22 protein-coding genes and 1 pseudogene are annotated in these 26,758 nt (G+C 71.6%); 11 read left to right on the forward strand and 12 right to left on the reverse strand.

The window, feature by feature from the left end:
• Positions 1-30: 30 nt before the first annotated feature.
• The 5 genes from meaB to QQM39_RS43245 all read right to left on the reverse strand — a co-directional run bounded on the left by meaB (position 31) and on the right by QQM39_RS43245 (position 6,439).
• Positions 31-1,026 carry a methylmalonyl Co-A mutase-associated GTPase MeaB gene (meaB, locus tag QQM39_RS43225; protein WP_302003034.1) on the reverse strand — a complete coding sequence of 332 codons (996 nt, stop codon included), beginning with the start codon at positions 1,024-1,026 and terminating at the stop codon, positions 31-33.
• Positions 1,023-3,197, reverse strand: a complete 2,175-nt coding sequence (gene scpA / locus QQM39_RS43230) for a methylmalonyl-CoA mutase (protein ID WP_302003035.1) — start codon at positions 3,195-3,197, stop codon at positions 1,023-1,025. Before scpA ends, meaB begins: the two co-directional genes overlap by 4 nt.
• Positions 3,197-4,999, reverse strand: a complete 1,803-nt coding sequence (locus tag QQM39_RS43235) for a methylmalonyl-CoA mutase family protein (protein ID WP_302003036.1) — start codon at positions 4,997-4,999, stop codon at positions 3,197-3,199. Before QQM39_RS43235 ends, scpA begins: the two co-directional genes overlap by 1 nt.
• 262 nt (positions 5,000-5,261) lie before the next feature.
• Complete coding sequence (locus tag QQM39_RS43240) at positions 5,262-5,516, reverse strand: EF-hand domain-containing protein (RefSeq protein WP_302003037.1); 255 nt, start codon at positions 5,514-5,516, stop codon at positions 5,262-5,264.
• A gap of 158 nt (positions 5,517-5,674) precedes the next feature.
• Complete coding sequence (locus tag QQM39_RS43245) at positions 5,675-6,439, reverse strand: TetR/AcrR family transcriptional regulator (RefSeq protein WP_367669681.1); 765 nt, start codon at positions 6,437-6,439, stop codon at positions 5,675-5,677.
• Positions 6,440-6,559: 120 nt separating this feature from the next.
• Between QQM39_RS43245 and QQM39_RS43250 the strand changes: the two genes are divergently transcribed.
• Positions 6,560-7,318, forward strand: a complete 759-nt coding sequence (locus QQM39_RS43250) for an SDR family oxidoreductase (RefSeq protein WP_302003040.1) — start codon at positions 6,560-6,562, stop codon at positions 7,316-7,318.
• Between the two features lie 65 nt (positions 7,319-7,383).
• On the opposite strand, the gene QQM39_RS43255 is transcribed toward QQM39_RS43250, so the two are convergent.
• Both QQM39_RS43255 and QQM39_RS43260 read right to left on the reverse strand, forming a co-directional pair.
• Complete coding sequence (locus QQM39_RS43255; RefSeq protein WP_302003042.1) at positions 7,384-9,015, reverse strand: cellulase family glycosylhydrolase; 1,632 nt, start codon at positions 9,013-9,015, stop codon at positions 7,384-7,386.
• 35 nt (positions 9,016-9,050) lie between these two features.
• Complete coding sequence (locus QQM39_RS43260) at positions 9,051-10,166, reverse strand: GDSL-type esterase/lipase family protein (protein ID WP_302003044.1); 1,116 nt, start codon at positions 10,164-10,166, stop codon at positions 9,051-9,053.
• Between the two features lie 131 nt (positions 10,167-10,297).
• Between QQM39_RS43260 and QQM39_RS43265 the strand changes: the two genes are divergently transcribed.
• Both QQM39_RS43265 and QQM39_RS43270 read left to right on the forward strand, forming a co-directional pair.
• Complete coding sequence (locus tag QQM39_RS43265; protein ID WP_302003045.1) at positions 10,298-11,083, forward strand: cyclase family protein; 786 nt, start codon at positions 10,298-10,300, stop codon at positions 11,081-11,083.
• Positions 11,080-12,723 (forward strand): thiamine pyrophosphate-binding protein, encoded by a 1,644-nt coding sequence (locus QQM39_RS43270; protein WP_302003046.1) that lies wholly within the window; start codon positions 11,080-11,082, stop codon positions 12,721-12,723. Before QQM39_RS43265 ends, QQM39_RS43270 begins: the two co-directional genes overlap by 4 nt.
• A 70-nt stretch (positions 12,724-12,793) precedes the next feature.
• Here QQM39_RS43270 and QQM39_RS43275 read toward each other — a convergent pair whose 3' ends face one another.
• Positions 12,794-14,239 carry a glyceraldehyde-3-phosphate dehydrogenase gene (locus tag QQM39_RS43275; protein ID WP_302003048.1) on the reverse strand — a complete coding sequence of 482 codons (1,446 nt, stop codon included), beginning with the start codon at positions 14,237-14,239 and terminating at the stop codon, positions 12,794-12,796.
• A 137-nt stretch (positions 14,240-14,376) separates the two neighbouring features.
• On the opposite strand from QQM39_RS43275, the gene QQM39_RS43280 reads away from it, so the two are divergent.
• Together QQM39_RS43280 and QQM39_RS43285 are read left to right on the forward strand one after the other, a co-directional pair.
• On the forward strand, positions 14,377-15,336 hold the full coding sequence (locus tag QQM39_RS43280; RefSeq protein WP_302003049.1) for a LysR family transcriptional regulator: 960 nt from the start codon (positions 14,377-14,379) through the stop codon (positions 15,334-15,336).
• 136 nt (positions 15,337-15,472) lie between these two features.
• Complete coding sequence (locus QQM39_RS43285; protein WP_302003050.1) at positions 15,473-17,443, forward strand: collagenase; 1,971 nt, start codon at positions 15,473-15,475, stop codon at positions 17,441-17,443.
• On the opposite strand, the gene QQM39_RS43290 is transcribed toward QQM39_RS43285, so the two are convergent.
• Positions 17,409-17,945 (reverse strand): ATP-binding protein, encoded by a 537-nt coding sequence (locus tag QQM39_RS43290; protein WP_302003051.1) that lies wholly within the window; start codon positions 17,943-17,945, stop codon positions 17,409-17,411. The two genes, QQM39_RS43285 and QQM39_RS43290, sit on opposite strands and share 35 nt — an antisense overlap.
• On the opposite strand from QQM39_RS43290, the gene QQM39_RS43295 reads away from it, so the two are divergent.
• Entirely contained in the window at positions 17,878-18,321 is a 444-nt protein-coding gene (locus tag QQM39_RS43295) for a (2Fe-2S)-binding protein (RefSeq protein ID WP_302003053.1), read from the forward strand. The genes QQM39_RS43290 and QQM39_RS43295 overlap by 68 nt on opposite strands.
• A gap of 22 nt (positions 18,322-18,343) precedes the next feature.
• Here the strand turns inward: QQM39_RS43295 and QQM39_RS43300 are convergent, their stop codons facing one another.
• Complete coding sequence (locus QQM39_RS43300) at positions 18,344-19,303, reverse strand: LysR family transcriptional regulator (protein WP_302003054.1); 960 nt, start codon at positions 19,301-19,303, stop codon at positions 18,344-18,346.
• A gap of 84 nt (positions 19,304-19,387) precedes the next feature.
• Between QQM39_RS43300 and QQM39_RS43305 the strand changes: the two genes are divergently transcribed.
• From QQM39_RS43305 to QQM39_RS43320, 4 genes and pseudogenes are all read left to right on the forward strand, one after another.
• Positions 19,388-20,080: a type 1 glutamine amidotransferase domain-containing protein gene (locus QQM39_RS43305; protein ID WP_302003055.1), complete on the forward strand. Its 693-nt coding sequence runs from the start codon at positions 19,388-19,390 to the stop codon at positions 20,078-20,080.
• 80 nt (positions 20,081-20,160) lie between these two features.
• A complete protein-coding gene (locus QQM39_RS43310; protein ID WP_302003056.1) occupies positions 20,161-21,663 on the forward strand; it encodes a cytosine permease in 1,503 nt (500 codons plus the stop codon).
• Entirely contained in the window at positions 21,660-22,208 is a 549-nt protein-coding gene (locus QQM39_RS43315) for a cysteine hydrolase family protein (RefSeq protein ID WP_302003057.1), read from the forward strand. The genes QQM39_RS43310 and QQM39_RS43315 overlap by 4 nt, the downstream gene beginning before the upstream one ends.
• Positions 22,205-22,946, forward strand: a pseudogene (locus QQM39_RS43320) (Type 1 glutamine amidotransferase-like domain-containing protein). The gene QQM39_RS43315 and the pseudogene QQM39_RS43320 overlap by 4 nt, the downstream one beginning before the upstream one ends.
• Here QQM39_RS43320 and QQM39_RS43325 read toward each other — a convergent pair.
• On the reverse strand, positions 22,917-23,837 hold the full coding sequence (locus tag QQM39_RS43325) for a peptidoglycan-binding protein (RefSeq protein ID WP_302003058.1): 921 nt from the start codon (positions 23,835-23,837) through the stop codon (positions 22,917-22,919). The pseudogene QQM39_RS43320 and the gene QQM39_RS43325 sit on opposite strands and share 30 nt — an antisense overlap.
• Before the next feature lie 128 nt (positions 23,838-23,965).
• Positions 23,966-25,291, reverse strand: a complete 1,326-nt coding sequence (locus tag QQM39_RS43330) for a phosphoribosyltransferase family protein (RefSeq protein WP_302003059.1) — start codon at positions 25,289-25,291, stop codon at positions 23,966-23,968.
• Positions 25,292-25,475: 184 nt separating this feature from the next.
• On the opposite strand from QQM39_RS43330, the gene QQM39_RS43335 reads away from it, so the two are divergent.
• Complete coding sequence (locus QQM39_RS43335) at positions 25,476-26,717, forward strand: acyl-CoA dehydrogenase family protein (RefSeq protein ID WP_302003060.1); 1,242 nt, start codon at positions 25,476-25,478, stop codon at positions 26,715-26,717.
• Positions 26,718-26,758 lie beyond the last annotated feature (41 nt).

Here is a 26,758-nt window from a genome sequence, read left to right on the forward strand (position 1 = left end):
GTAGGCCCCCGCCGGCAGGGGCTCGGCCGGTCAGGACGGGGCCGCGGGGTTCTCCCCGGCGAATGCCCCCAGGATCTGTTCCGCCGCCAGCGTCGCCGTCAACTCGCCCTCTCTGACCTGCCGTTCCAGCTCGGGGGCCAGCGCGCGTACCGCGGGGTCGGCGTGCAGTCGGCCCAGCAGTTCGTCGCGGACCATGGTCCAGGTCCAGTCGACCTGCTGGTCCCGACGCCGGGCGGCGAGCCGTCCCGTGGAGTCCAGCAGGGTGCGGTGCTGCTCCAGCCGCTCCCAGAGCACGTCGAGCCCGGCCGACTCCCGCGCGCTGCAACTGAGCACCGGAGGCGTCCAGAAGGCGTCCTTGCCGTGCATCAGCCGTAGTGCGCCCGCCAGTTCGCGCGCGGCGGCGCGGGCGTCGCGCTCGTGCGGGCCGTCCGCCTTGTTCACGGCGATCACGTCGGCCAGTTCCAGGACACCCTTCTTGATGCCCTGCAGCTGGTCGCCGGTGCGGGCCAGCGTGAGCAGCAGAAACGTGTCAACCATGTTCGCCACGGCCGTCTCCGACTGCCCCACGCCGACCGTCTCGACCAGCACCACGTCGTAACCGGCGGCCTCCATCACGACGATCGACTCACGCGTGGCCTTCGCGACCCCGCCGAGCGTCCCCGCGGTGGGGGAGGGGCGTACGAACGCCGCCGGGTCGACGGCCAGCCGTTCCATCCGCGTCTTGTCACCGAGGATCGAACCGCCCGTACGGGTCGACGACGGATCGACGGCCAGCACGGCCACCCGATGCCCGAGCCCGGTCAGCATCGTGCCGAACGCGTCGATGAACGTCGACTTGCCCACGCCCGGCACCCCACTGACGCCGATCCGCCGGGCCCTGCCGCTGTGCGGCAGCAGCTCGGTCAGCAACTCCTGTGCCAGGGCGCGGTGTTGCGGACGAGTCGACTCCACGAGGGTGATCGCGCGGGCCACGATCGCGCGCTTTCCGTCGAGCACGCCCTTCACATAGGTGTCAAGATCAATCACAGCTCGTGCCCGAGGTCGGCCGACAACCGCTCGACCAGGTCGTACGCCGCATCCGGGATCACCGTCCCCGGCGGGAACACGGCCGCCGCGCCCATCTCCAGGAGCGTGGGCACGTCCTGAGGCGGGATCACGCCGCCGACCACGATCATGATGTCCTCGCGGCCCTCCGCCGCGAGTTCCTCCCGCAGCGCCGGCACGAGCGTGAGGTGACCGGCGGCCAGCGAGGACACGCCCACGATGTGCACGTCCGCCTCAACCGCCTGACGGGCCACCTCCGCGGGCGTCTGGAAGAGCGGGCCGACGTCCACGTCGAAGCCGAGGTCGGCGAAGGCGGTGGCGATCACCTTCTGGCCGCGGTCGTGGCCGTCCTGGCCCATCTTGGCGACCAGGATGCGCGGGCGCCGGCCCTCCGCGTCCGCGAAGGCGTCCACCAGGGTGCGGGTGCGGTCCACGTTCGGGGACTCTCCTGCTTCGTTGCGGTACACGCCGGAGATCGTACGGATCTGGCTCGCGTGCCGGCCGTACACCTTCTCCAGGGCGTCGGAGATCTCCCCGACCGTCGCCTTCGCGCGGGCCGCGTTCACCGCCAGTTCCAGCAGGTTGCCCTCGCCCCCGGCGGCCCGGGTGAGCGCGTCCAGCGAGTCCTGGCAGACTCGCTCGTCCCGCTCCTCGCGCAGTCGGCGCAGCTTCTCGATCTGCTGGGCGCGCACGGAGGAGTTGTCGACCTTGAGGACGTCGATCGCCTCGTCGTTCTCCACCCGGTACTTGTTCACGCCGATCACCGGCTGCCGCCCGGAGTCGATGCGGGCCTGGGTGCGGGCCGCGGCCTCCTCGATGCGCAGCTTGGGGATGCCGGCGTCGATCGCCTTGGCCATGCCGCCCGCCGCCTCGACCTCCTGGATGTGCTGCCAGGCGCGGCGCGCGAGGTCGTACGTCAGCTTCTCCACGTACGCGCTGCCGCCCCACGGGTCGATCACCCGGGTCGTGCCGGACTCCTGCTGGATCAGCAGCTGCGTGTTGCGGGCGATCCGCGCGGAGAAGTCGGTGGGCAGCGCGAGCGCCTCGTCGAGGGCGTTGGTGTGCAGCGACTGGGTGTGGCCCTGCGTCGCCGCCATCGCCTCGACGCACGTACGCGTCACGTTGTTGAACACGTCCTGCGCCGTCAGCGACCAGCCGGAGGTCTGCGAATGCGTGCGCAGAGACAGGGACTTGGAGTTCTTCGGGTCGAACTGCTTGACCAGCTTGGCCCACAGCAGGCGCGCCGCGCGCAGCTTGGCGATCTCCATGAAGAAGTTCATGCCGATCGCCCAGAAGAAGGAGAGGCGAGGCGCGAACGCGTCCACGTCCAGGCCCGCTTCACGGCCCGCGCGGATGTACTCCACGCCGTCCGCGAGGGTGTACGCCAGCTCCAGGTCGGCCGTCGCGCCCGCCTCCTGGATGTGATAGCCGGAGATGGAGATGGAGTTGTAGCGGGGCATCCGCTGCGAGGTGAAGGCGAAGATGTCGGAGATGATCCGCATCGACGGCTTCGGCGGATAGATGTAGGTGTTGCGGACCATGAACTCCTTGAGGATGTCGTTCTGGATGGTCCCGGCCAACTTCTCGGGCGGTACGCCCTGTTCCTCGGCGGCGACGATGTAGAGCGCCAGTACCGGCAGCACGGCGCCGTTCATCGTCATCGACACGGTCATCTTGTCCAGCGGGATGCCGTCGAAGAGCTGACGCATGTCGTAGATCGAGTCGATCGCCACGCCCGCCATGCCGACGTCACCGGTCACGCGCGGGTGGTCGCTGTCGTAGCCGCGGTGCGTGGGCAGGTCGAAGGCGACCGACAGGCCCTTCTGACCGGCCGCCAGATTGCGCCGGTAGAAGGCGTTGGACTCCTCGGCGGTGGAGAAGCCCGCGTACTGGCGGATCGTCCAGGGCTGGTTGACGTACATCGTCGGGTACGGGCCGCGCAGATACGGGGCCATGCCCGGGTACGTGCCCAGGAAGTCCAGGCCCTCCAGGTCCTGCCCGGTGTAGAGCGGCTTGACCGTGATGCCCTCCGGGGTCTCCCAGAGCAGGTCGTCGCCGTCGGTGGCCTTCTTCACGGCCGTACGCCACTCGTCGGGGCCGCCGTCGGCGGTCGGTACCCCGAGTTCGATTCCGGAGAAGTCGGGGACGGTCATCACGACACTCCCATGCGGTCGAGGGTGGCGGTGAGGACGGCAATGGCGTCGCAGCCCGCGAAGACGTAAGCGTCGACACCCGAGTACTGCCCGGGGCGGCCGGCGAGGAACACGTGCTCGGCGCCCGCCGCCCGCAGCTCGGCGGCGACGGAGTCCGCCCGCTCCTCGTACAGCGCGTCGCTGGAGCACAGGCAGACCTCGCGCGCCCCGCTGTCCGCGAACGAGCCCTCGGTGACGGGCTCGATGCCGCCCGCCTGGAAGAGGTTGGCGGCGAAGGTGAGCCGGGCGGTGTGCGCGGCGGCCGGGCCCAGCGCGGCCAGATACACCCGGGGCCGGGAGCCGGTCGCCGCGAGGTGGGCGTCGGAGCGGGCGCGCAGCGCCTCGAACGCCTCGTCGCGCCGCACCCGCGGCAGCCCGCCGGACGGCGGCTCGGGCGCGGGCTCGCGCACCACCGGCTTCTCGGCCAGATGCGGGAACTCGCTGACGCCGGTGACGGGTTCGCGGCGCTTGGCGAGCTTCGCGCTGCGCACGGACCAGGTCTCGGCCAGCCGCTCGCCGACCATGCCCGAACGCAGCGCGGCGGCGTGACCGCCGGCCTTCTCGATGCTCTGGAAGAACTCCCAGCCCGCGTGGGCGAGTTCGTCGGTGAGCCGTTCCACGTACCAGGAGCCGCCCGCCGGGTCGATCACCCGGGACAGGTGCGACTCCTCGATGAGGATCGTGGAGGTGTTGCGGGCGATCCGGCGCGCGAACGCGTCCGGCAGGCCCAGCGCGTGATCGAACGGCAGCACGGTCACCGCGTCGGCGCCGCCCACCCCGGCGGCCAGCGTGGCCACCGTCGCGCGCAGCATGTTCACCCACGGGTCGCGCGGCGTCATCATCACCGTGGAGGTGACGGCGTGCTGCACCTGCTGCCCCGGAGCCCCGCACACCTCGGCGACCCGCGCCCACAGCCGGCGGGCCGCGCGCAGCTTGGCGACGGTCAGGAACTGGTCGGCGGTCGCCGCGTACCGGAACTCCAGCTGGGCGCAGGCCTGGGCGACGCTCAGCCCGGCCCCGGTCAGCTCCCGCAGATAGGCCACGCCGGTCGCCAGCGAGCAGCCCAGCTCCTGCGCGGCCGAACCGCCCGCCTCGTGGTACGGCAACGCGTCCACGGTCAGCGCGCGCAGGCCCGGGTACGCGTCCGCGCACTGCCGGGCGAGCCCGATCACCTGCTCGATGTGGTACGACTGCCCGGTGCGGGCCTCGTGGCCCAGCGGATCGGCTCCCAGGTTGCCGCGCACCGCCTCGGGCGCGACGCCCCGCTCCTCGACGACGCGCAGCAACTCCCGTGCGGCGGGCTCCACTTCGGCGCCCGCTTCGAGGACCACCGGCGCCAGGTCGAGGTGGACGCCGTCGAGCACGGTGGCGAGCGAGGAGACCGGGATGCCCGAGTCGCCGACGGCCAGCCACAGCGAGGTGACGCCGTTCTCCAGGTCGGTCAGGACGGCGCTGCCGTCGGCCGCCGCGTGTCGCTGGCGTACGTCCCAGCCGCCCGTGGTGTTGCCCTCGGGCCGGCCACCGCGTACGAACGGGGCGAAGCCGGGCAGGCCCGGGTCGGGCGCGGCGTCGCGCGCGGTGTACAGGGGGCGGGTGGTGAGCCCGTCCTCCAGCAGCGTGGACAGGGCGTTCTCCGCGGCGGCACCCGAGACTTCCTTGCCCGACTTGCGCAGGACGCCCTCGACAAGGCGTTGCCACTGCTCATGTGTCGCTTCCGGGAACTCGGCGGCCAGGGAGAGCCCGTCGTCAGGCAGGACCGTCATGCTCGGATGCTAGGTCAGATCGACAAAGGAGCAGCAGGGGGAACGGCTGTGACCTTGCCCTCGCCGTCTCTGTGACCTCGGCCTCGCCAGGGCGTTCTTGAAGCCCCGCAGGCCACCTGCTAGGGCAGCGCGCGCGTCGGTGAGGACCTGACGGCAGCCGCGGCACTGGACGACGGTAGTGCCGCCCTCCATGAACCCTTGCTGGCGCCAGCGGCTCGAACTGGCGGGCCATTGCGGGACGTTGGCTGCGGCGCGAGAAACCTCAGGTCCAGCCGAAACGGCGGTCCACCACTGCCGCGAACTCCTCCAGGGTGAGGACCGCGTCCCCGTTCTGGTCGGCGGCGTCGAACAGGGCCGAGGAGGCGTTCTCGTCCCCCACGGCCCAGACGGGCAGATCTCCCGAGGCGGCCAGAGACGGGCCCTTCGTCCGCAGGGCGATGATCACCTCTTCGCGGGTCAGGGTTCCGTTCGCGTCGAGGTCGAGCGCCTCGAACAGCTTGCGGGCCTTGTCGCTCATCGCGTCACCCTCGTTCCTGTCGTCGGCACGCGGGCCGGCCCTTCGCGTTCCCACACGAAAGACGCTTCCGCTCCTGTCCAGGTTGCCTCTCCCGGCGAACCCACGGCCAGGCGTTTTTCGGTAGGTTTCCGGCCCTCGGGGCGCGGCGTCGGCGCCGCTCACCCCTCGGCCGGGTCGCGGCCCGCGCGGTCGAGCAGTTCCTCCAGGAGCATGCGCTCGCCGGGGGTGTACGTGGCCGGCATGTCGTCCAGAATCGAACGGAGCGCCACCACTCGGCGGCGCGCCTCACGCGCGCTGTCCGGAGCGCGGGGGACGTCGCCGTCCGTGTCCGCCGACGTCGTGATGGCCGCGATGACGGCCTCGCGCGTCTGGGCCGACACGCCCAGGTCTCGCTCTTCGGGCTTGAGCGCCAGAAGGGCGAAGGTGACACCCGTGCCGGCCCCGTGGACCATCTGGGCCGCCCGCTCGACGGGGACCGTCAGGCGTCCCGCTCTGGCGACGCGCTCCAGGATCTCGCGCAGCAGGCGGTGTGCTTCCTTGGCGGCGTCGGACTCACCGCCCGGCTGCGGGTGCCCGTACATGAGCAGGTAGTGCGCCGGGTTGCCGAGGCCGAAATCGAGGTGCATGTCCCAGCCCGCGCGCAGGTCGTCGACGGGGTCCGCGGACGGTGCCCGGGAACTCTTCTGCGCCAGGTACCGGGCGAAGCCGTCGGCGGCCGTGGCCGCAAGCAGGCCGTTCATGTCGCCGAAGAGACGGTAGATGGTCGGCGGCTGGACGCCCGCCGCGGTGCTGACCGCGCGCGTGGTCACGGCGTCCCTGCCTTCCGCGACCAACAAGTCAGCGGCGGCCTCGACGAGTCTCTTCTTGAGGTCCGCTCGGGACTCTGCTCGGTCTGCCACTCGGTCTGTCGCTCGATCTGTCACGTATCGATGATAACGAATTCTCGATATCGATGGTTGCGTATCGCTGGAATCGGTGTACCGTTATCGATGGAAACAGTGATGGGCCGGTAACGGCGGCAGTCGAGTCGTGAGGTCGCGGACATGAGGGAGCGCACCATGAGCACCACACCGGAGCAGCGCGTCGCGATCGTCACCGGCGGCTCGCGCGGGATCGGCCGTGCCGTCGCCGAGCGGCTGGCGGCGGACGGCCAGACCGTGGCGGTCGTCTACGCGGGCAACAAGACGGAGGCCGACAACACGGTCGCCGCGATCCGCGAGGCCGGTGGCCGTGCCGTGGCCCACCGGGCCGACGTCGCCGACGAACAGGCGGTGGCCGCGGTGTTCGACGCCGTGATCGCCGAGTTCGGCGGAGTGGACGTCGTCGTCAACTCCGCGGGCATGATGGCGCTGGCTCCGCTGGCCTCCTTCGACCTCGACGTACTGGACCGCATGCACCGCACCAACATCCGCGGCACCTTCGTCGTCAACCAGCAGGCAGCCCGCCATGTCCGCCCCGGCGGCGCCATCATCAACCTGTCCACGTCCGTCACCAAGCTCGCACTGCCGACCTACGCCGCCTACGCGGCCGGCAAGGGCGCTGTCGACGCCGTCAGCCTCATCCTGGCGAAGGAGCTGCGCGGACGGGACATCACCGTCAACGCGGTGGCCCCCGGCCCGACCGCCACGGCACTGTTCCTCGACGGCAAGGACGAGGAGACCATCGACACCATGGCCGGGATGAACCCCCTCCAGCGGCTCGGCACCCCCGAGGACATAGCCGAGGTCATCTCCCTTATCGCCGGCCGCGGCCGGTGGATCAACGGCCAGACGGTCTACGTCAACGGCGGCATGGTCGCCTGAGCGGCCGACCGCCTTGGCGCCCTGCGCCGACACGGGACGCCAAGGGGATTCAGCGCTGGGCTGGGTCAGCCGAGCGAGCAGGCGGAGCTGTTGAGCGTGTAGGCCGTCGGGTTGGGGTTCGTGCTTCCCTTGGTGGCCGTGAAGCCGAGGGTGACCGAGCCCGCCGGGGCGATCGTCGCCGTGTACGACGCGGAGGCGACGCTCACCTCGGCGCCGCTCTGCGTCGCGGTGCCGCCCCACAGGTTGCTGATGCGCTGGCTGTCGGGGAAGGTCCAGCGCAGAGTCCAGCCGTTGATCGCCGAGCTGCCGGTGTTGCGGATGACGACCTCGCCCTGGAAGCCGCCGGGCCACTCGTTCGTCACCCGGTAGGCGACACCGCAGGTCGCGGACGAGCCGCCGGAGGACGTGGTGACCGTCACCGTGCCGGAGCGCGGCGAGCGGTTGCCGGCCGCGTCGCGCGCGTACACGGCGAAGGTGTAGGCGGTCGCCGGGGCGAGTCCGGTGACGGTGGCGGAGGTGCCGGCCGTGGTGGTGGCCGCGGCCTCGGTCGTGCCGTTGACGCGGACCACGTCGTAGCCCGTGACACCGTTCGCGTCGGTGGCGGCGGTCCAGTTCAAGGCGACGGACGAGGAGGTCACGGCGGAGGCGGTGGGCGTCCCGGGGGTGGTCGGGGGAGTGGTGTCACCGCCGCCGGAGGAGTAGATCGCAGCTTCCTCGGAGGTGGCGGCGATGCCGTTCGTGCCGTGGAAGATGCGCTGGCCCCAGGAGCTGAGCCGCGTGGGGTCGAAGTCGATCGCCAGGTCGAGGATCGGGTCGGTGTTGCCGCTCCAGGACCAGGCCAGGTAACCGAGCCGGAGCTGCTGGGCCACGGCCATCATGGTGTCCTCGTCCGGGTCGCCGTACTGGTCGGGCGGGCCTCCGAACTCGCCGATGAGGAGGGGCAGTTCGGCGTTGACGAAGGCGTTCAGATAGTCCGTGATCTCCTGCGCGGTGTCGTAGACGCTGTACATGTGGATCGAGAAGATCAGGTTGCCGGTGGGGTCGGCGTCGTAGACGGACTGGGCATTGGCACGCATGACGCCTTGCCAGTCCTGACCCCAGTTCGGCGCGTCCACCATGATCGTGTGGGCGAAGCCGGCGTCGCGCAGCTTCTTGACGGCCGCGATGGTGGGATCGGTCCAGCCGGCGGGATTGGTGTTGCCCCAGGGCTCGTTGCCGATGTTGATGATGACGTAGTTCTCTTGGCCGGTGAGCACGTCCTTCAGGCCGATCCAGTAGTCGGCCGCGTGGTCGAGGGTCCCGGCCGCGGCCTCCTCGCCGTAGCCGGTGGTGTCGTGCACCTCCAGCACGCAGATGAGCCGGTTGGCCTTGCACTGGGCGATGACGCTCGCCACGTCCTCGGCGCTGTTCTTGGTCCAGCGGTGACCGTCGGAGAGCACGACGCGGACGGAGTTGGCACCCAGCGCCTTGACGTCGGCCAACGACTGCGTCTCGCCCGGGTACCAGGTGTGAGCGTGGTTGACGCCACGCATCACGAAGTCGTTGCCGGACGCCTCCAGCAGCCGGCCGTTCTGGATGTGGAGGCCGGTGGCCGCTGCCTGGGCAGGCGGGGCGAAGGAGAGCAGAGGGGCGAGCAGGCCCAGGAAGGCGGCCAGGACGGCGGCCACTCGAGGGGCGATGCTGGTGCGGGATCTCATGGCGGCTCCGAAGGGTGAGAGGGGGTGACGGTGCGTCAGGATGACGCGGTGCGCGCCGTGCACGTGACAGTCGCCGACGGAGTGCCGGCCGTTGCCGGGGCACTGGCGATGAAGCCGAAGCTCGCGCTCGCGCCGGGCGCCAGGGTGCCGTTCCACGACGCGTTGGTGACGGTCGCGGTGCCGTCGGCGGCCGTGCCGAGGGTGCCGTTCCAGACCTGGGTGAGGCGGGCACCGGCCGCCGGTACGACCGTCGCGGTCCAGCCCGAGAGGGCCGAGGCGGACGTGTTGGTCACCGTCACCTCGCCCTGGTAGCCGCCCTGCCAGGAGGAGACGGCGCGGAAAGCCGCGGTGCAGGCGGGCGGGTCACCGGGATCCTCAGGGTCACCGGGATCCTGCGGATCTCCGGGATCCCCGGCGCCCGCGTCGAGGAGCGCCGCCAGGGCCGGATACCAGCGGGCGGCGATCTTCTCGTCGCCGGAAGCGCTGGGGTGCACGCCGTCATAGGTGTCGGTGGCCGTGTCGAACCCCGTCCACTGGTCGACCACGGAGACGGGGGAGCGGCTGGTGCTCGTCGTCCGGGCCCACTCGGGGATCCGCGCGTTGAAGTCGACGACGCGTTGCGCGCAGCCCGTGCAACTGCTCGGGTTCATCGGAATGATCTGCGCGACCAGGATCCTCATGTCCGGGTTGGAGGCCCGCATCTGCTCCACCAGCCTGGTGTAGGCGGCGAGGATGCGGTCGGGGGCGATGGCGCTCCACACGTCGTTCGTGCCGAAGTGCATGACAACGATGTCCGGCAGGGTGGCCGCCAGCCGGGCCGGCAGCAGGTTCTGGTCGGCCACGTTGGTGACCAACTCGCCGCCGTGGCCCTCGTTGTCCCCGTCGTACGGCTGTCCGCAGCCCTGCGGACCGAGGGTGCCGACGAAGTCGATGTCCGTGTATCCGGCGCTCTGCAACTGGTTCCACAACACCGCGCGCCAGCAGCCCGGCGAGCCGGTGATGGAGTCGCCCAGCGGCATGATGCGCACGGGCTCCGCCGCCTGAGCGGCCGCGGCCGGCGGTGCGAAGGTCACACCGAGGGGCAGGAGCAGGGCGGCCAACAGGCCGAAGAGCGGGAGGAGTTGTAAGCGTGATCGGCGGGTGTCGCGCATGCTGTTCCCTTCCCTGAGTGAGGTGGGAGCGCTCCCACTGGACATGAAGCCATTGTTGTCATTGACGCGTCAAGAGGTGGGAAGTGCGGCTGCGATGCTGTCAGTTCAGAGCCCCGACCGAGGAGCCACCCATGCCCGAGCCCTCCGTCCTTGCCGCGCTGGTGTCCGCTCTGCGAGGTGGATCGATCGAAGTCGTCGACCTCACCTCACCGCTGTCGTCGTCGACACCCGTGATCCAACTGCCGCCCGAGTTCGGGCAGACCGCCGTCTTCGAGCTGGAGGAGATCAGCAGGTACGACGACCGGGGCCCCGCCTGGTACTGGAACAACTTCCGCAGCGGCGAGCACACCGGCACCCACTTCGACGCCCCGAACCACTGGGTCACCGGCAAGGACCTCGCCGACGTGGCCTCGGTGCCGGCCCGACGGCTCATCGCACCCGCGGCCGTGCTGGACTTCACCGACGAGGTCGCCAAGGATCCCGACTTCCTGGTCGAGGTCGATCACGTCAAGGCCTGGGAAACCGAGAACGGCTCCTTGCCCGAAGGCGGTTGGCTGTTGCTGCGCACGGGCTGGGACACGCGCTCGCATGCGCAGGAGGCGTTCCTCAACGCCGACGAGAACGGCCCGCACACCCCCGGTCTGTCGGTGGAGTGCGCCCGTTGGGTCGCCGAGGAGGCGCCGGTGATCGGCCTCGGCGTGGAGACGGTGGGTACGGATGCGGGGCGCGCGTTCTCGTTCGACCCCGCCTTTCCCTGCCACTCCTACCTCATGGGCAGCGACAAGTACGGCCTGACCCAGCTGCGGAACCTCGCCGCGTTGCCGCCGACCGGCTCCGTCGTCATCGCGGGACCGCTGCCCATCGTCACCGGCTCCGGGGCTCCCGCACGGGTCCTCGCCCTGGTGGAGCGCTCATGAACGTCGCGGAAGCGGTTGGCCGGGCGCTGTGCGCGGCCGGGGTCGACCAGGTCTTCGGGGTGGTCGGATCGGGCAACTTCCACGTGACGAACGCGATGGTCGCCGCGGGGGCGCGGTTCGTCGCCGCACGCCATGAGGGCGGCGCGGCGACGATGGCCGACGCGTACGCCCGGACCAGCGGCACCGTCGCGGTGGTGAGCGTGCATCAGGGGCCGGGGCTGACGAACGCGATGACCGGGATCGCGGAGGCGGCCAAGAGCCGTACGCCGCTCGTCGTGCTCGCGGCCGAGGTGACCGAGCCCAGGTCCAACTTCCATGTCGACCAAGAGGCGTTGGCGCGCGCGGTGGGCGCGGTCGCGGTTCGGGTCACCTCGGCGGAGGAAGCGGTCGAGCAGGCGTGTGCGGCGGTCGGGCTGGCGGTGGGGGAGCGGCGTACCGTCCTGCTGAACCTCCCCCTGCCGGTGCAGGCCCTGGAGGTGCCCGACGGCGCCCTTGCGCAGGCGGCGCCGCCGCCGCAACGGGCCGCGGTGGAGCCGGACGCGGCCGACGTGACGGCCTTGGCCGAACTGCTCGACCGGTCCCGGCGGCCGGTCTTCGTGGCCGGCCGGGGCGCGCGGGGACCCGGCAGCCGGGAGGCTCTGGAGGCGCTCGCCGAGCACTACGGCGCACTGCCGGCGACCTCGGCCGTCGCCCGCGGGCTCTTCCACGGCAACCCCTGGTCGCTGGACGTCTCCGGCGGTTTCGCCTCACCGTTGGCCGCCGAGCTGATCCAGGGCGCGGACCTGATCGTCGGCTGGGGCTGCGCCCTCAACATGTGGACGATGCGGCACGGCCATCTGATCGGCGCCGACGCCACTGTCGTACAGGTCGACGACGAGCCGTCCGCACTCGGCGCGCACCGGCCGGTGCACCTCGGCGTCACCGGCGACGTCCGACTCACCGCGCGCGAGGTGATCGAGGCGGGCGTCGGCGGACAGCGGAAGGGCTACCGGACGCCGGAGGTCGGTGCCGCCCTCGCGACCCGCCTGCGCCGGCGTGACGTGCCGCACGAGGACACGAGCACACGTGCGCGGATCGACCCGCGCACGCTGAGCGCCGCGCTCGACGACATCCTGCCCGCGGAGCGGGTGGTCGGCGTGGACTCCGGCAACTTCATGGGCTACCCGAGCGCGTACCTGTCGGTGCCGGACGAGAAGGGCTTCTGCTTCACGCAGGCGTTCCAGTCGATAGGCCTGGGGCTGGCGACCACGGTCGGGGCGGCGCTGGCACAGCCGGACCGGCTGCCCGTGGCCGCGCTCGGTGACGGCGGCGCGCTGATGAGCGCCGTGGAGCTGGACACCGTCCGTCGGCTCGGGCTGCCCATGGTGGTCGTCGTGTACGACGACGAGGCCTACGGCGCCGAGGTGCACCACTTCGGTCCCCACGGGCACCCGCTCGACACGGTCCGCTTCCCGCCGACGGACATCGCCGCCATCGGGCGGGGCTATGGCTTCGAGGCGGTGACCGTCCGGACCCGGGCCGACCTCAAGGCCGTGGAGGACTGGATCGCCGGGCCTCGAACCGCGCCGTTGCTCATCGACGCCAAGGTGGTCGCCGACCGAGGGTCCTGGTGGCTGGAGGAGGCGTTCCGCGGCCACTGAGCGCGGGAAGCACCGACCCGCCTGTCGGCACCGCATTGCCGGCAGACGGGTCGGTGACGGCTGGGCGGGATCAGACCGCCGGAGCCGGGTAAGTGGGGTACTCCACCCCGGAGACGTGCTGGACGACGCGGATGACCTGGCAGGAGTAGCCGAACTCGTTGTCGTACCAGAGGTAGAGGATCGCGTTGTCGCCCTCGACCTTCAGGGCCCCGGCGTCCACGATCGAGGCGTGCCGCGAACCGATGAAGTCGCTGGAGACCGCGTCGGGGGCGGTGATGAAGTCGATCTGGCGCCGCAGCGGCGAGGTCAGCGACACGTCGCGCAGGTAGTCGAGGACCTCCTGGCGGTCGGTCTCCCGCGCGAGCTGGAGGTTCAGGATCGCGATCGAGACGTCCGGCACCGGGACGCGGATCGAGCTGCCGGTGATCTTCGCCTTGAGGTCGGGCAGTGCCTTGGCGACGGCCGAGGCGGCGCCGGTCTCGGTGATGACCATGTTCAGCGGCGCACTGCGGCCGCGGCGCTCGGACTTGTGGTAGTTGTCCAGCAGGTTCTGGTCGTTGGTGAACGAGTGGACGGTCTCCACATGGCCGCGCAGCACACCGAACTCGTCGTCCATCGCCTTCAGCGGGGGGACTATGGCGTTGGTCGTGCAGGAGGCGCAGGACAGGATCTGCTCGTCCGGCTTGATCGTGTCGTGGTTGACGCCGTGCACGATGTTCGGGACGTCGCCCTTGCCCGGCGCCGTCAGGACGACCTTGTCGATGCCGGGGCGCAGGTGCTTGGACAGGCCCTCGCGGTCGCGCCACTTGCCGGTGTTGTCGATGAGGATGGCGTTCTTGATGCCGTACGCCGTGTAGTCGATCTCGGACGGGTCGTTGGCGTAGATCACCTTGATCTCGTTGCCGTTGGCAATGATCGTGCTGTTGGCCTCGTCGACGGTGATCGTGCCCTGGAACTGGCCGTGGATGGAGTCACGGCGCAGCAGCGAGGCCCGCTTGACGATGTCCTGCTCCCCGCCGCCGCGCACGACGATGGCGCGCAGCCGCAGGCCGTTGCCCGAGCCGGACTTCTCGATGAGCAGGCGGGCGACCAGGCGGCCGATGCGGCCGAAGCCGTAGAGGACGGCGTCGCGTCCCTCGCCGCGCTCGATCTTGTTGGCGCCGGTGGCACCGGCGACGGCCTCGGCGGTGAACGCCGCCACGGACAGACCGCGGTCGTCGGTCTTGTACGTCGCGGCCAGCATGCCGATGTCGATCTGGGACGGGCCGAGGTCGAGCGCGGTCAGCGCCTGGAGGAAGGGCAGCGTCTCGGTGACCGAGAGCTCCTCACCGGCGATCTGCCGGGCGAACCGGTGCGTCTTCAGGATGCTGACCACCGACTTGTTCACCAAGGAGCGGCTGTGGAGGAGGACGGTGACGTCCCGCTCCCGGTGCAGCTTCCCGATGAGCGGGATCATCGACTCCGCGATCTCCTCGCGGTTCTTCCAGTTGGTGAACGAGTCGTCGTTGACAGTCACGGGCCTATCTTTCGAGCTAGGTGGCGCTCATATGCTAACCATGCGGTGCGACGGGTGTTCACAGGGGGGGCTACACGTGGGGCGAGATGCCCGATATTGCGGTTGTTTGCATGAAATGCCGATCGAGGGAGTGACGGGTGGAGCTGGAGCTGCGGCATCTGCGTGTGCTGTGCGCGATCGCCGACGCGGGAAGCGTGGGCCGGGCCGCGGCCGACCTCGGGTACTCGCAGCCCGCCGTGAGCACCCAACTCCGGCGCATCGAAGGGCACTTCGGTGAGCCGCTGTTCGAGCGCGGCCCGGCGGGCGTGCGGCCGACTCCGTACGGCGTCGAGGTGGTCGCCCAGGCCCGGGACGTCCTGGCCCGCGCCGCCGCGATCGGGCGCCGTACCGGACCCGGCGCGGCGTCGGCTCCTCGGACCCTGCGCGTGGCGGCGACGAACTCCCCGATGCTGGCGGGCATGGTGTCCGGGGTCCGCGCCCGGCTTCCGGAGGTCTCGCTCGCGGTGAGCAGTGTGTACGCCTCCTCGCGCATCGTCGAGCTCCTGGAGGAGAGTGCGGCGGACGTGGCCATCGCCGCGGACTACCCGGGAAAGGAGCTGGAGCACTCGGAGGCGGTGGCCCACCGCGGGATCGTCACCGAGCCGAACTTCGTGGCCCTGCCCTCCCGGCATCCGCTCGCCCGGCGCCCTCAGATCGCCCTCGCCGATCTGGCCGAGGAGGCCTGGTTCCTGACGCCGGACGACGGGGCCGGCTGGCCCGGCGTCTTCCACGCGGCCTGCGCGGCGGCCGGCTTCACGCCGAAGGCGGTGCACGAATTCCTCGGCGACCGGCTGCAGTTGCAGGGGATGATCGCCGACGGGCTCGGCGTGGCCGTCGTCCAGGCGACGACCCGGCCGATCCCCCAGGTCGTCGTAAAGCCGCTGATCGGTACGCCGTTGTGGTGCCGCTATGTGCTGGCCTGGCGGCGTGACACGGTCACCGAGCCGGCGGTCGACGCGCTGTTGCAGTCCGCCACCAGCGCCTACCGCGAACTCGTCGCGCGCTCCCCCCGCTTGCGGACGTGGGCGGCGCGCACGTGGAGCGTGCCCAAGGCGTAGCCGACGCCGGAGGTTATGGCTCGACAGTGCCATGTGCTATGTCACACGCCATTGTTGAGGCAGGTTGGCGCTGGGACAGTGCCTCACACGCCTCAGCACCCTTATCGAGGCGCATCACATCCGTGGAGGAACCCAGATGCGCTACCGCTTCGTGCTGCCCAGACGCACGGCCGGCGCCCTCGCCGTCTGCGCCACGCTCTCCGGCCTGCTGTCGACGCCCGCGCTCGCGGCACCCCCGGCCGACACCGGCCACACCGCCGCCGCGACCTCGCCCCGGAAGGCGACGCAACCACCACCGCCGACCGGCGCGCGGGCCAACACGGCCGTCCGTCCCGCCGTAGACAGGCAGCCGCTCACCCCGGACCGACTCCCGCCCCTGGCACCGACGTCCGCACCGACCCCGCCGCGTACGGACGCCGCCGAGAAGGCGGCCTCGTGCAGCCCGGACGACTTCGGCCGCCGGACCGGCGCCGAACTCGTCGCGTTCGTCAGGGCCTCGACCACGGACTGCGTCAACAGCCTGTTCTCGGTGACTGGTTCGGACGCCCGCGACATCTTCCGTGAGTCCCAGATGGTCACCGTCGCGAAGGCTTTCACGCGTACGGCGCGGACCTATCGCGGCGACAACTCGGCCCGCGTGTGGCAGCTCGTCCTGTTCCTGCGCGCCGGCTACTACGTGCAGTTCAACCACCCGGACGACGTCGGCCCGTACGGCGCACCCCTGGCCCGCAACACCACCAGCGGCCTGGACACCTTCTTCGCGCGCCCCCACTCCAGGGACGTCACCGCGGCCAACGGCGACGTGCTGGGCGAGGTCGTCGTCCTCACCGACAGCGCCGACCAGCAGGCCCGCTATCTGAAGATCTACCGGCGGACGCTGAACGCGTACGACAGCTCCTACGACGCCATCCGCAGCATGCTGGCCGCCGTCAACGCCGTCTACACCCCGCTCTGGCGCGGCAATTGGAACCCGGCCTACGTCAGCGCCGTCGCCGCCGACCCGTCCATCGTCCGGACCCTCCGCAGGTTCGCGCTCGACCACCTCGACCTGCTCGCCACCGACCGGGCGTACCTGGCGTCCAACGCCGGGATGAACCTGGCGCGTTATGTCGAACACCCGGCACTGCGAGCCACGGTGCGCCCCCTGGCCAGGGAACTGCTGGGCGCCTCGCGGATCACCGGCCCCACGGCCGGACTGTGGGTGGCGGTGGCGACCCAGGCCGAGCACTACGACGGCCCCAACTGCTCCTACTACGGCGTCTGTGACCTCGCCGGCCAGCTGACCAGGGCGGCCCTGCCGATCACCCACTCCTGCGACGCCACGCACACCATCCGGGCCCAGGCGCTCACGTCGGCCGACCTCGACGCGGCGTGCGCCAGCGTGCTGGGGCAGGACCGGTACTTCCACGATCTCGTGCGGGACGACGGCCCCATACCCGGGCAGTATCTGTCGACCCTCGACCTCGTCGTCTTCGCCGGCAGCGCCGACTACCGGACCTACGCCGGGGCGATCTTCGGGATCAGCACGGACAACGGCGGCATGACCCTGATCGGAGACCCCGCGGACCCCGGCAACGAACCGTTCGCCGTCATGTACCAGAAGAGCCGGGACGACGGACACGCGGCCAGGATCTGGAACCTCAACCACGAGTACACGCACTACCTGGACGCCCGGTACAACATGAAGGGCGACTTCGCCGAGCAGACGTCGGTGCCGGACGTGTGGTGGATCGAGGGCCTGGCCGAGTACGTCTCCTACGGCTACCGCGGGATCACCGACGAGCAGGCGGTCGCGGAGGCGGGCAAGCACACGTACCGGCTGAGCACGCTGTTCCAGAACACCTACGCCAACAGCGACGTGACCCGCACCTACCCGTGGGGCTACCTCGCGGTCCGCTACATGTTCGAGCGTCACCCGGCCGACATCCACCGCATGCTGGCCCGCTTCCGCGTCGGTGACTACGCGGGCGGCCACGCCGTCTACGCCACCGACATCGGCACCCGGTACGACGCCGACTTCGACCAGTGGCTGACGGCGTGCGCCGCCGGCGCCTGCAACACCCCCGCAGCCGTCAGCCGAGATCGGTCTGCGGTATCTGCACGCTGATCAGCTCCCCGGAGCGCGGGTCGACGGTAAGCCCCCGCCCGGGCCTGCGGTTGCGCAGCTGAGCGTGGGTCAGCCGGACGCCCAGGACGTCGCCCTCCATCAGGCTCTGGGGGTCCAGCAGGACACCCTTGCGCTGCCGTTTGAGGGCGCTCAGCCAGCCCCTCGCACCCGCCATGGTGTCGCCCGTGGCCGCGGCGGCCACGCCGATGCCGCGTTCCCTGCCGGACCCGACCAGCGCCCGAAGGTCCTGGTCGATGCCCGGCAGGGGCAGCAGGTCGGCGTCGTCGACGAGGACCACGCGAGGCCCGCTGCCCGCCCCCACGGCGGCGGCGAACTCCGCTTCCGTGGGCGCCCGGGACGCCAGCAGCTGTACTCCCGGATGTGCCTCCAGGGCGCGCAGCGGCGAGTCCCGCGGAGTGAGGACGACGAGCCGGGTGCCGGAGGCGAGCAGCGAGACGGCGAGACTCGCCAGCGTCGTGCTGCGGCCCGAGCCGGGCGTCACCGGCCCGAAGTACGGGTGCGGCCTCGGCGTGTGCCAGGCGTGCACGAGCCACATCAACGGCATGGCGTTCAACCCCTGTTCGGTCCCCGTGGAGGACCTGCGCCCCACCGACGAGGTCACCACCATCGAGGGCCTGCCCGCCACGGTCGGCAAGGCGCTCCACCCCATGCGGGAGGCCTGGCTGGAGTACGACGTCGCCCAGTGCGGCTACTGCCAGCCCGGCCAGATCATGACCGCCGTCGCCAAGGTCAGCCAGGCCCGCGAGGAGGGCCGCGAGATCAGCGAGGCCGACCTCGACGAGATCCGCAACGTCTGCCCATGCGGGACGTACGACCGCATCCGCGAGGCGATCGTGGCGGGCGCCGAGAAGTACTGAACGTGCCGCGTGGCCGAAGGAGTCACCCGTCGCGGAGGATCCCCAGCAGGTGGTCGCGGACCAGGGCGACATGCGGGTTGCCGGACGAGCCCGGCCGCTCGACGAGGAAGGCGGTGTTGATGGGCGGGTCGTCCGGGGCGTGCAGCAGGATCAGCGCGCCCGAGGCCAGCTCGGCCGCGCACAGGTAACGGGGGAGCACGCTGAACCCCGTACCGCCCGCCACCGCGGCCTTCACCGCGTTCAGGTCGGGCATGGTGACCGCCGGGTGGCGCACCAGGCGCCTGCCGAAGACGTGACGCCAGTAGCGGCGCACGATCGGCACGTCCTCGGCGTAGGCCACCAGCGGCACGCCGTGCAGCGCGGCGGGCCCGTCGGCCGCGATCCGCGCCGCCGAGCCGATGCGCTCCGCCCAGGCGGGGGCCGCGACCAGCACGAACTCCTCGTCCAGCAGAGCCACCGAGGCCAGGGCGCGACCGCGCGGCCGGTAGGTCGAGATCACCAGGTCGTAGCGGCCCGCCCGCAGCTCCTCCAGGAGCGGGTCGGTCAGGCCGGGGGTGATGCGCAGCCGTACGCCTCTGTCGACCAGCGGCGCGAGGGCCGGCATGACGCGGTGCGTGAGCAGTTCGGCCGGACCGGCGAGATGCACCGGCTCCGGCTGGTGGACGTCGGGGGAGCCGCCCTGACCTGTGACGCCGGCGAGGGCGTCCAGCGGCTCGACGACCCGGGCGGCGAGTTCGTCCGCGTAGGGAGCCGGGCTGACGCCGCGCGCCAGACGCTGGAACAGCTCCCGGTCCAGCTGCCGCTCCAGCGAGCGGATCTGCGTGGTGACCGTCGGCTGGGACAGACCCAGGAGACGGGCGGCGGCGGTGAAGGAGCCGGTGCGGTACACGGCCAGGAAAGTGCGCAACAGGTTCAGGTCCACTTGCGCCGCACCGCCGGGCTGGACGCTCTCCCCCTCTCCATTGGAATCCTTATGTCTCATATGCATGAGCCTATTGGATTCCAATGGCAGGACGTGCGTACGGTCGAGGCGACGACCTACTGGACCCTCTCGAAAGAGCACCCCATGTCGAAGATCCTCTTCGTGATGACCGGCGCCGACCACTGGACGCTGGCCGACGGCACCAAGCACCCCACCGGCTTCTGGGCCGAGGAGGCGGCAGCCCCGTACGAGGCGTTCAAGGCCGCCGGCCACGAGGTCGTCGTGGCCACGCCGGGCGGCGTCGTACCGCCCGTCGACCAGGGCAGCCTCGCGGCCGAGGCCAACGGCGGACAGGAGAACGCCGACCGGATCGCCGCCGTACTCGCCGCGATGACGGAGCTGCGGGAGCCGATCCGGCTGGAGGACGTGAACCTCGACGACTACGCCGCCGTGTTCTACCCCGGCGGCCACGGCCCGATGGAGGACCTGGCGGTCGACGCCGACTCCGGCAGGCTGCTGACCCGCGCCCTGGAGTCCGGCAAGCCGCTCGGCGTCGTCTGCCACGCCCCGGCCGCACTGCTCGCCGCCGAGGCCGACGGCACCAACGCCTTCGCCGGCTACCGGGTGGCCGCGTTCACCAACGCCGAGGAGACCCAGGCCGGCCTCGCCGACCAGGCCAAGTGGCTGCTGCAGGACCGGCTCACCGAGGCCGGCGTCCAGGTCCAGGTGGGCGAGCCGTGGGTCCCGAACGTGGTCGTCGACCGCAACCTGGTCACCGGCCAGAACCCCGCCTCCTCCGCCCCGCTCGCCGCCGAACTGCTGAAGAAGCTGGGCTGAGCCCCGGGCACCCACCGGCTCGACGGCCGCTGATCGGCGTCCGTCTTCCCCGGCGGGGGGAGCGGTGCGACGATTCCGGGATGATCACATCCCCGGACCCACGCGACGACCGCACCCCGGGCCGAAGGCTCCAGGTGGAGACCCACGGTCTCGACGTGATCGCCGACGCCGAACGCAAAGGCACGCCCCGCACCCTGTTCTGGCCCTGGTTCGGCGCCAACGTGTCCATCCTGGGCCTGAGTTACGGTGCCTTCGCGCTCGGCTTCGGGATCTCCTTCTGGCAGGCGCTGTTCGCCGGAGTCATCGGCATCGTCTTCTCGTTCCTGCTGTGCGGGTTCGTCGCCGTCGCCGGAAAGCGCGGCTCCGCGCCGACGATGGTGCTCGGCCGCGCCGCCTACGGCGTGCGCGGCAACCGCCTGCCGTCGGTGATCTCCTGGGTCCTCACCGTCGGCTGGGAGACCGTGCTGTGCGCCCTGGCCACCATGGCCACCGCGACCGTGTTCGGCCGGCTCGGCTGGGGCGGCGGCACCGGGACCAAGGTGATCGCCCTCGTCCTGGTCGGGGCGCTGACCGTCGTCGTCGGCGTCATGGGCTTCGACCTCATCATGCGGCTGCAGACCGTGATCACCGTGGTCACGGGCGTGCTCACCGTCGTCTACGTCGCCCTGGTCGCCGACCACATCCACTGGTCCACCGTCAGCGCCCTGCCGGCGGGCTCCGCCCAGGAGTTCATCGGCGCGCTCGTCTTCATGATGACCGGCTTCGGCCTCGGCTGGGTCAACGCGGCCGCCGACTACTCCCGCTATCTGCCGCGCACCGCGTCGAGCCGGGGCGTGATCGGCTGGACCGCCTTCGGTGCCTCACTGGCGCCGCTGCTCCTGCTGGTCTTCGGCCTCCTGCTGGCCGGTTCCTCCAGCGAACTCAGCGCCGCCGTCGCCGCGGACCCCATCGGCGCGCTGACGACGATCCTGCCGACCTGGTTCCTGGTGCCGTTCGCCGTCGTCGCCGTCCTCGGCCTCGTCGGCGGCGCGGTCCTCGACATCTACTCGTCCGGCCTGGCCCTGCTCTCGGCGGGCCTGCGCGTGCCCCGCTACCTGGCCGCGCTGATCGACGGCGTACTGATGATCGTGGGCTCGATCTACATCGTGTTCGTCGCCGACGACTTCCTCGGCCCGTTCATGGGCTTCCTCACCACCCTCGGCGTCCCCATCGCCGCCTGGTGCGGCATCATGCTCGCCGACCTGACCCTGCGCCGCCGCGACTACGACGAACCCGACCTCTACCGCCCGACCGGCCGCTACGGCGACGTACCGCTCACCCCGCTGCTCCTGACCCTCACGGCCACCGCCCTCGGCTGGGGCCTGGTCACCAACTCGACGGCGAGTTGGCTGGACTGGCAGGGCTATCTGCTCGGCCCCCTGGGCCTCGGCGGCAGGTCCGGCGCCTGGGCCTACGCCAACCTCGGCGTCCTCGCTGCCCTCACGCTCGGCTTCCTCGGCACGCTGGTGCTGTGGCGCGGACGCGTCCGCGCACAGGAGGCGCGGACACCGAGCCCGACGTCGGACGAGGAGGCGACCGTATGACCACCGGATGGCTCGCCGTCATCGACATGCAGCGCGTCTTCGCCGACGCCGGCAGCCCCTGGGCCTCCCCACGCTTCGCCGAAGCTGCGGCAGGCGTACGGCGCCTGCTGCCGGCCTTCGGGGACAGGGTCACGTTCACCCGTTTCGTGGCACCCGGCGAACCGGAAGGGGCCTGGCGGGCGTACTACGAGCAGCACCCCTTCGCCCTGCAACCTCCGGACGCCCGACTGTGGCAGCTGACGGACGAGTTCGTGGATCAGGCACAGCACGTGCTGGACGCCACCACCTTCGGCAAATGGACCCCGGAACTGGCCCGACGCACCGCCCCGGCGGGCCCCCTGGTCCTGGCCGGTGTCAGCACCGACTGCTGCGTCCTGTCGACGGCGCTGGCGGCCGCCGACGCGGGCGTCGAGGTGCTGGTCGTCGCCGACGCCTGCGCGGGTGCGGACGACGACTCGCACGCCAAGGCGTTGCAGGTGCTGGACCTGTACCGGCCGTTGATCCGGGTGACGACGGTCGCCGAACTGCTGGAGGGGACGACATGAGCCACCCGCGTCGCCTGGCCCTCGTCGGCGGAGGTTTCTCCACCGACGAGGACGGCCTGTTGGACGACTGGGTACTGCGACATGCGCGGGCGCCTCGCCCCAGGGTCTGCTTCCTGCCCACCGCCAGCGGTGACGCGCCCGCGTACATCGAGAAGTTCCTCGCCGCCTTCCGCGACCGGCCGGACTGCGAGCCCTCCGTCCTGCGGCTGTTCGAGAGGGAGCTCGACGACGACGCGCTGCGCGCGTTCGTGCTCGCTCAGGACGTCATCTATGTGGGCGGCGGCAACACCGCGAACCTCCTCGCCGTGTGGCGCGCACGGCGTGGACCGCCTGCTGCGCGAGGCCTACGACCAGGGAAGCCTGCTCTGCGGTATCAGCGCGGGCGCCAACTGCTGGGCCGAGAGCTCGCTCACCGACTCCTTCGGCCCGCTCACGTTCCTGCCGGACGGCCTGGGCCTGCTGCCGGGTTCGGTGTGCCCGCACTACGACAGCGAACCCGGGCGCCGCCCTTCCTACCGGTCGGCCGTGGCGACGGGCGCCCTGCCCGCCGGATGGGCCCTCGACGACGGCACCGGAGCCCTCTTCACGGACGGTCGGCTCACGGAGGCCGTCTCCCGGGCTTCGGGCGCGTCCGTGTACCGGGTGACGGGCGGGGGCGGTGAGGCCGGCGAGCGAGCGCTTCCGTGCCGGGTCCTCACCGCTCGGCGATCACGGCTCAGAGGTCTCGGATTCGAGTGACTTCCGGGTCGCCGTGCCGTAGACGCCGGGCTCGTCGCCGAGGATGACGCGGGTGAGCTGGTAGGCGCGCACCGCGCTCTCGACCTCACGGTCGTAGTCGCCGTCGATGTCTCCGCCGTAGTGGCCGATCTGGCGCAGGCGGAGCTGGAGTTCGGTGACCTCCGGCCCCTGGTCACCGAGCCGGAGGACCGGTGGCTGCCCTGCCGCGTCACTCGGTTCGGGGGCGGCGCTGGTGGTGGCGCCCGCGCTGGAGGGGGCCGCGGTCGGGACGGCGGAGGAGCCGGTCGGCGGGGCGGAGCTGTTGCTCGGGGTCGCGCTCGGCGATGACGTAGGGCTCTTGGACGGCGACGCGGACGCCGTGCCGGCGGACTGCCCCTCCGGCGATGTGCCGTCCTCGGCGGAGCCGTCCGGGACGGGCGCCCGTACGTCGGCGGACACGGATCTGTCCCGCGAAGGGCTGTCGTACAGGAACAGCCCGCCCAGGAAGGCGCCCGTCAGCAGGACGACCAGGGTGGCGCCCGCCCCGGTGATGAGGAGGGTGCGGCGCCTGCGCCGGGGGCCTTCCCGGCCGCCGGCCGGGTCGGGGAGTGGCGTCCCGTCGGGCGCCGCCTCTGCCCCGGCCGGGGACGTGGGAATGTCGTACGGGTCGGCCAAGTCCCTTGGCTCCTGCGGGGTTTCGTCCCCGACCGGCTGTGCTGCCCCGGTGTCGTCACCGAGCTCGACGAACGGTCGTATCCGTACCGGATCGAAGTCCTCCGCGGCCGCCGCCTCCGCCGTGCGCGCGTTGCGACGGGCCTCGGAGGCGCGGCGGGCGCAGGAGCAGGCCGGAGTTCCGTCCGACGCCCGGGGCGCACCGCACAACGGGCAGACGGGGCCGTTCGGTTCACTCACGTAGGGGTCCCTCTCCGTGCGGGATCCAGAGTCTAGGCATATGTCCTGCACATAATCTCCATGACCCCGGCGGTTGAGTGGAACCGAGGCCTCCGGACCGTCGAGAACAAGCCGCGGGAGCCCGGTCCTCACGCCGACCGGCGCGGTGGCGTGTCCGCGGTCGGCCGGTCGGGATGGGCGGTGAACCAGTCGCGGGCCAGTTCGGCGACGGTGGTGAGGGTGCCGGGTTCCTCGAAGAGGTGCGTGGCGCCCGGGACCACGGCGATCCGGTGCTCGCAGTGCATCCGGTCGGCGGCGAGGCGGTTGAGGCTGAGCACCTGGGTGTCGCGGCTGCCGACGATGAGGAGGGTCGGCGCCCGAAGCCGGGTCAACGCCGCCGGGGTCGCCAGGTCCGGGCGGCCGCCCCGGGAGACGACCGAGCGGACCTCGGAGCCGGACAGCGCGGCCGCCTCCAGCGCGGCGGCGGCGCCGGTGCTGGCCCCGAAGTAGGCGACGGGCAGGCCGCATTCACGGCGCAGCCACACGGACGCGGCGTGCAGGCGCCGGGCGAGCAGGAGGATGTCGAAGACGTTGTGCCGGTCCTGCGCCTCGTCGTCGGTGAGCAGGTCGAGCAGCAGGGTGGCCAGGCCCGCCCGGTTGAGGGCGGTGGCGACATACCGGTTGCGCGGACTGTGCCGCCCACTGCCACTGCCGTGCGCGAACGCCACGGCGGCCGGCGCTCCCTCCGGAACCACGAGGCGGGCCCCCAGCTGTGCTCCGGCGGCCGGGATCAGCACCTCACGGTTCGGGGGCGCGGCTGTGGCGGGGGAGCTGGGTACGGACCGTGCGGCCTCCGCGAGCAGGGAGGTGACCTCGGCGTCCGAGACCTGGGCGAAGTCCCGGTACCAGGCACCCACCGAGCCGAGCACCCGGTGCGTCTGCGGGCAGACGACGTCGTCCGCCACCTGCCGCAGCCGGGCGACGCTGTGGTCAGGGCCGACGGGCACCGCGAGCACGACCCGGGCCGCGCCCTGACCTCGTACGACCCGGCAGGCGGCCTCGGCCGTGGCCCCGGTGGCGAGCCCGTCGTCCACCACGACGGCCGTACGGCCGTCGACCGGCAGCGCGTCCCGCCCTTGGCGGTAACTCCGCACACACCGTTCCAGCTCGGCCCGCTCGGCCGCCTCGACAGCTTCCTGCGCGGCGCCATCCAGCCCGGCCTCGCCGATCACGTCCCGGTTGAGGACGCGGACCCCGTGCTCGCCGATCGCCCCGAAACCCCACTCCGGCTGCTCGGGCACGCCCAGCTTGCGCACCACCAGCACATCCAACGGGGCGCCCAGACGCCGGGCCACCTCGGCCGCCACGGGCACTCCGCCCCGCGGCAGCCCCAGCACCACCAGAGCCTGGCCGTGCAGCTCCGCAAGCCCCTCGGCCAGCAGCTGCCCGGCCGCCCTGCGGTCGTCGTATCGCATCGCCGCCTCCCGCGCCCGCAAGGGCGGGAGCCTGTCCCTACCTCTTCAGGCTACGACTGTTCGCCCGGGTCCCGGCACTTGGCGATATCCGGTCGGTACCGCCACGGCGGTTGCCGTGTTCAATCACTCGTACCGCGTCACGCATCACGGCACGAACGGACGGCCCCACACGTCAGGAGGCATCGTGATCGCCGCTCCCGAGCCCGGCCCGACCGAACGCGACCTCGTCGAACGCGCCGTGCACCTGCGGCCCGTGCTGCTCGAACGCCAGCCGGAGACCGAACGGCTGACGCACTACCCCAAGGACACCCACGACGACTTCCTGCGGGCGGGCTTCTACCGGATCCTTCAGCCGCGCCGGTACGGCGGCTACGAGTTCGGACTCCCCACCTTCTATCGCGTGGTCACCGAGATCGCCCGCGGCTGCCCCTCCACCGGCTGGGCCCTGTCCCTCACCGCCGCCCACGTCCTGCAGGTCGCCACGGTCTTCGGGGAGAAGGCGCAGGACGAGATCTTCGGCGCCGACGGCGACTTCCGAGCCGCGTCCACGGTCGCGCCCATCGGCGTCGCCCAGCCCGACGGCGACGGCCATGTCGTCCTCGACGGCACCTGGCCGTATTCCTCGGGCGCCCCCTACTCCACCCACTACGTCGGCCAGACCCTGCGCGCCCCCGACCGCCCCGGCGCCCCACCCGGACCGCCGTTGCTGTTCGTCGCCCCGCGCTCGGTGTGGACGGTGCTCGACGACTGGCACGGCGTCCTCGGCCTGCGCGGCAGCGGCTCCAACAGCATCCACATGGAACAGGCCCGCATCCCCGCGTACCTCACCTGCGAGGCGAGCCTGCTCGACCTGCCCGTCGAGGGCGGCAGCGTCGGCTCCGAGCTGCACGGCAACCCCATGTACGCCGGGCGGGCGCCCAGCTTCTTCCACGGCGAACTGGCCGCCATCATGATCGGCACCGCGTACGCCGCCGCCGACGAGTACGCCCGTGCCGTCGCCGACCGCCCCCTCGTCCTCGAACCCGACCGCACCCGGGCCGAGCTCCACGACTACCAGCGGCACCTCGGCGAGGCCCTCGGCGTGATCCACACGGCCGAGGCGGCGCTGCAGCGCACCGCCGAGGACTGGATGGAGACCTGCCGCCGCAACGCCACCGGCGACGCCCCCTTCTCCCTCGCGGAGGACAACCGCCTTGCGCTCATGTTCCTGAACGCCGGCCGCATGACCTGGGACGTCCTGCAGGGCACCCTCTTCCGCACGGCTGGTTCCCGCCACGCGCGGGACGGCGAGCGAATGCAGCGGTACTTCCGGGACGCGGCCACGTACTGGACCCACGTCGGCCCCAGCATGGCCGAGCCGCTCGCCCGCCGGGTCGGCTGCGACCGCCTGGGGCTTGCTTCCGACCACATTCCGTTGATCCCCTGAGGACGTTCTGCCACCCGGCGGATTCCCTGGTCAGCCATAGG

The sequence above is a fragment of the Streptomyces sp. DT2A-34 genome (assembly GCF_030499515.1).
Taxonomy (GTDB): Bacteria; Actinomycetota; Actinomycetes; order Streptomycetales; family Streptomycetaceae; genus Streptomyces.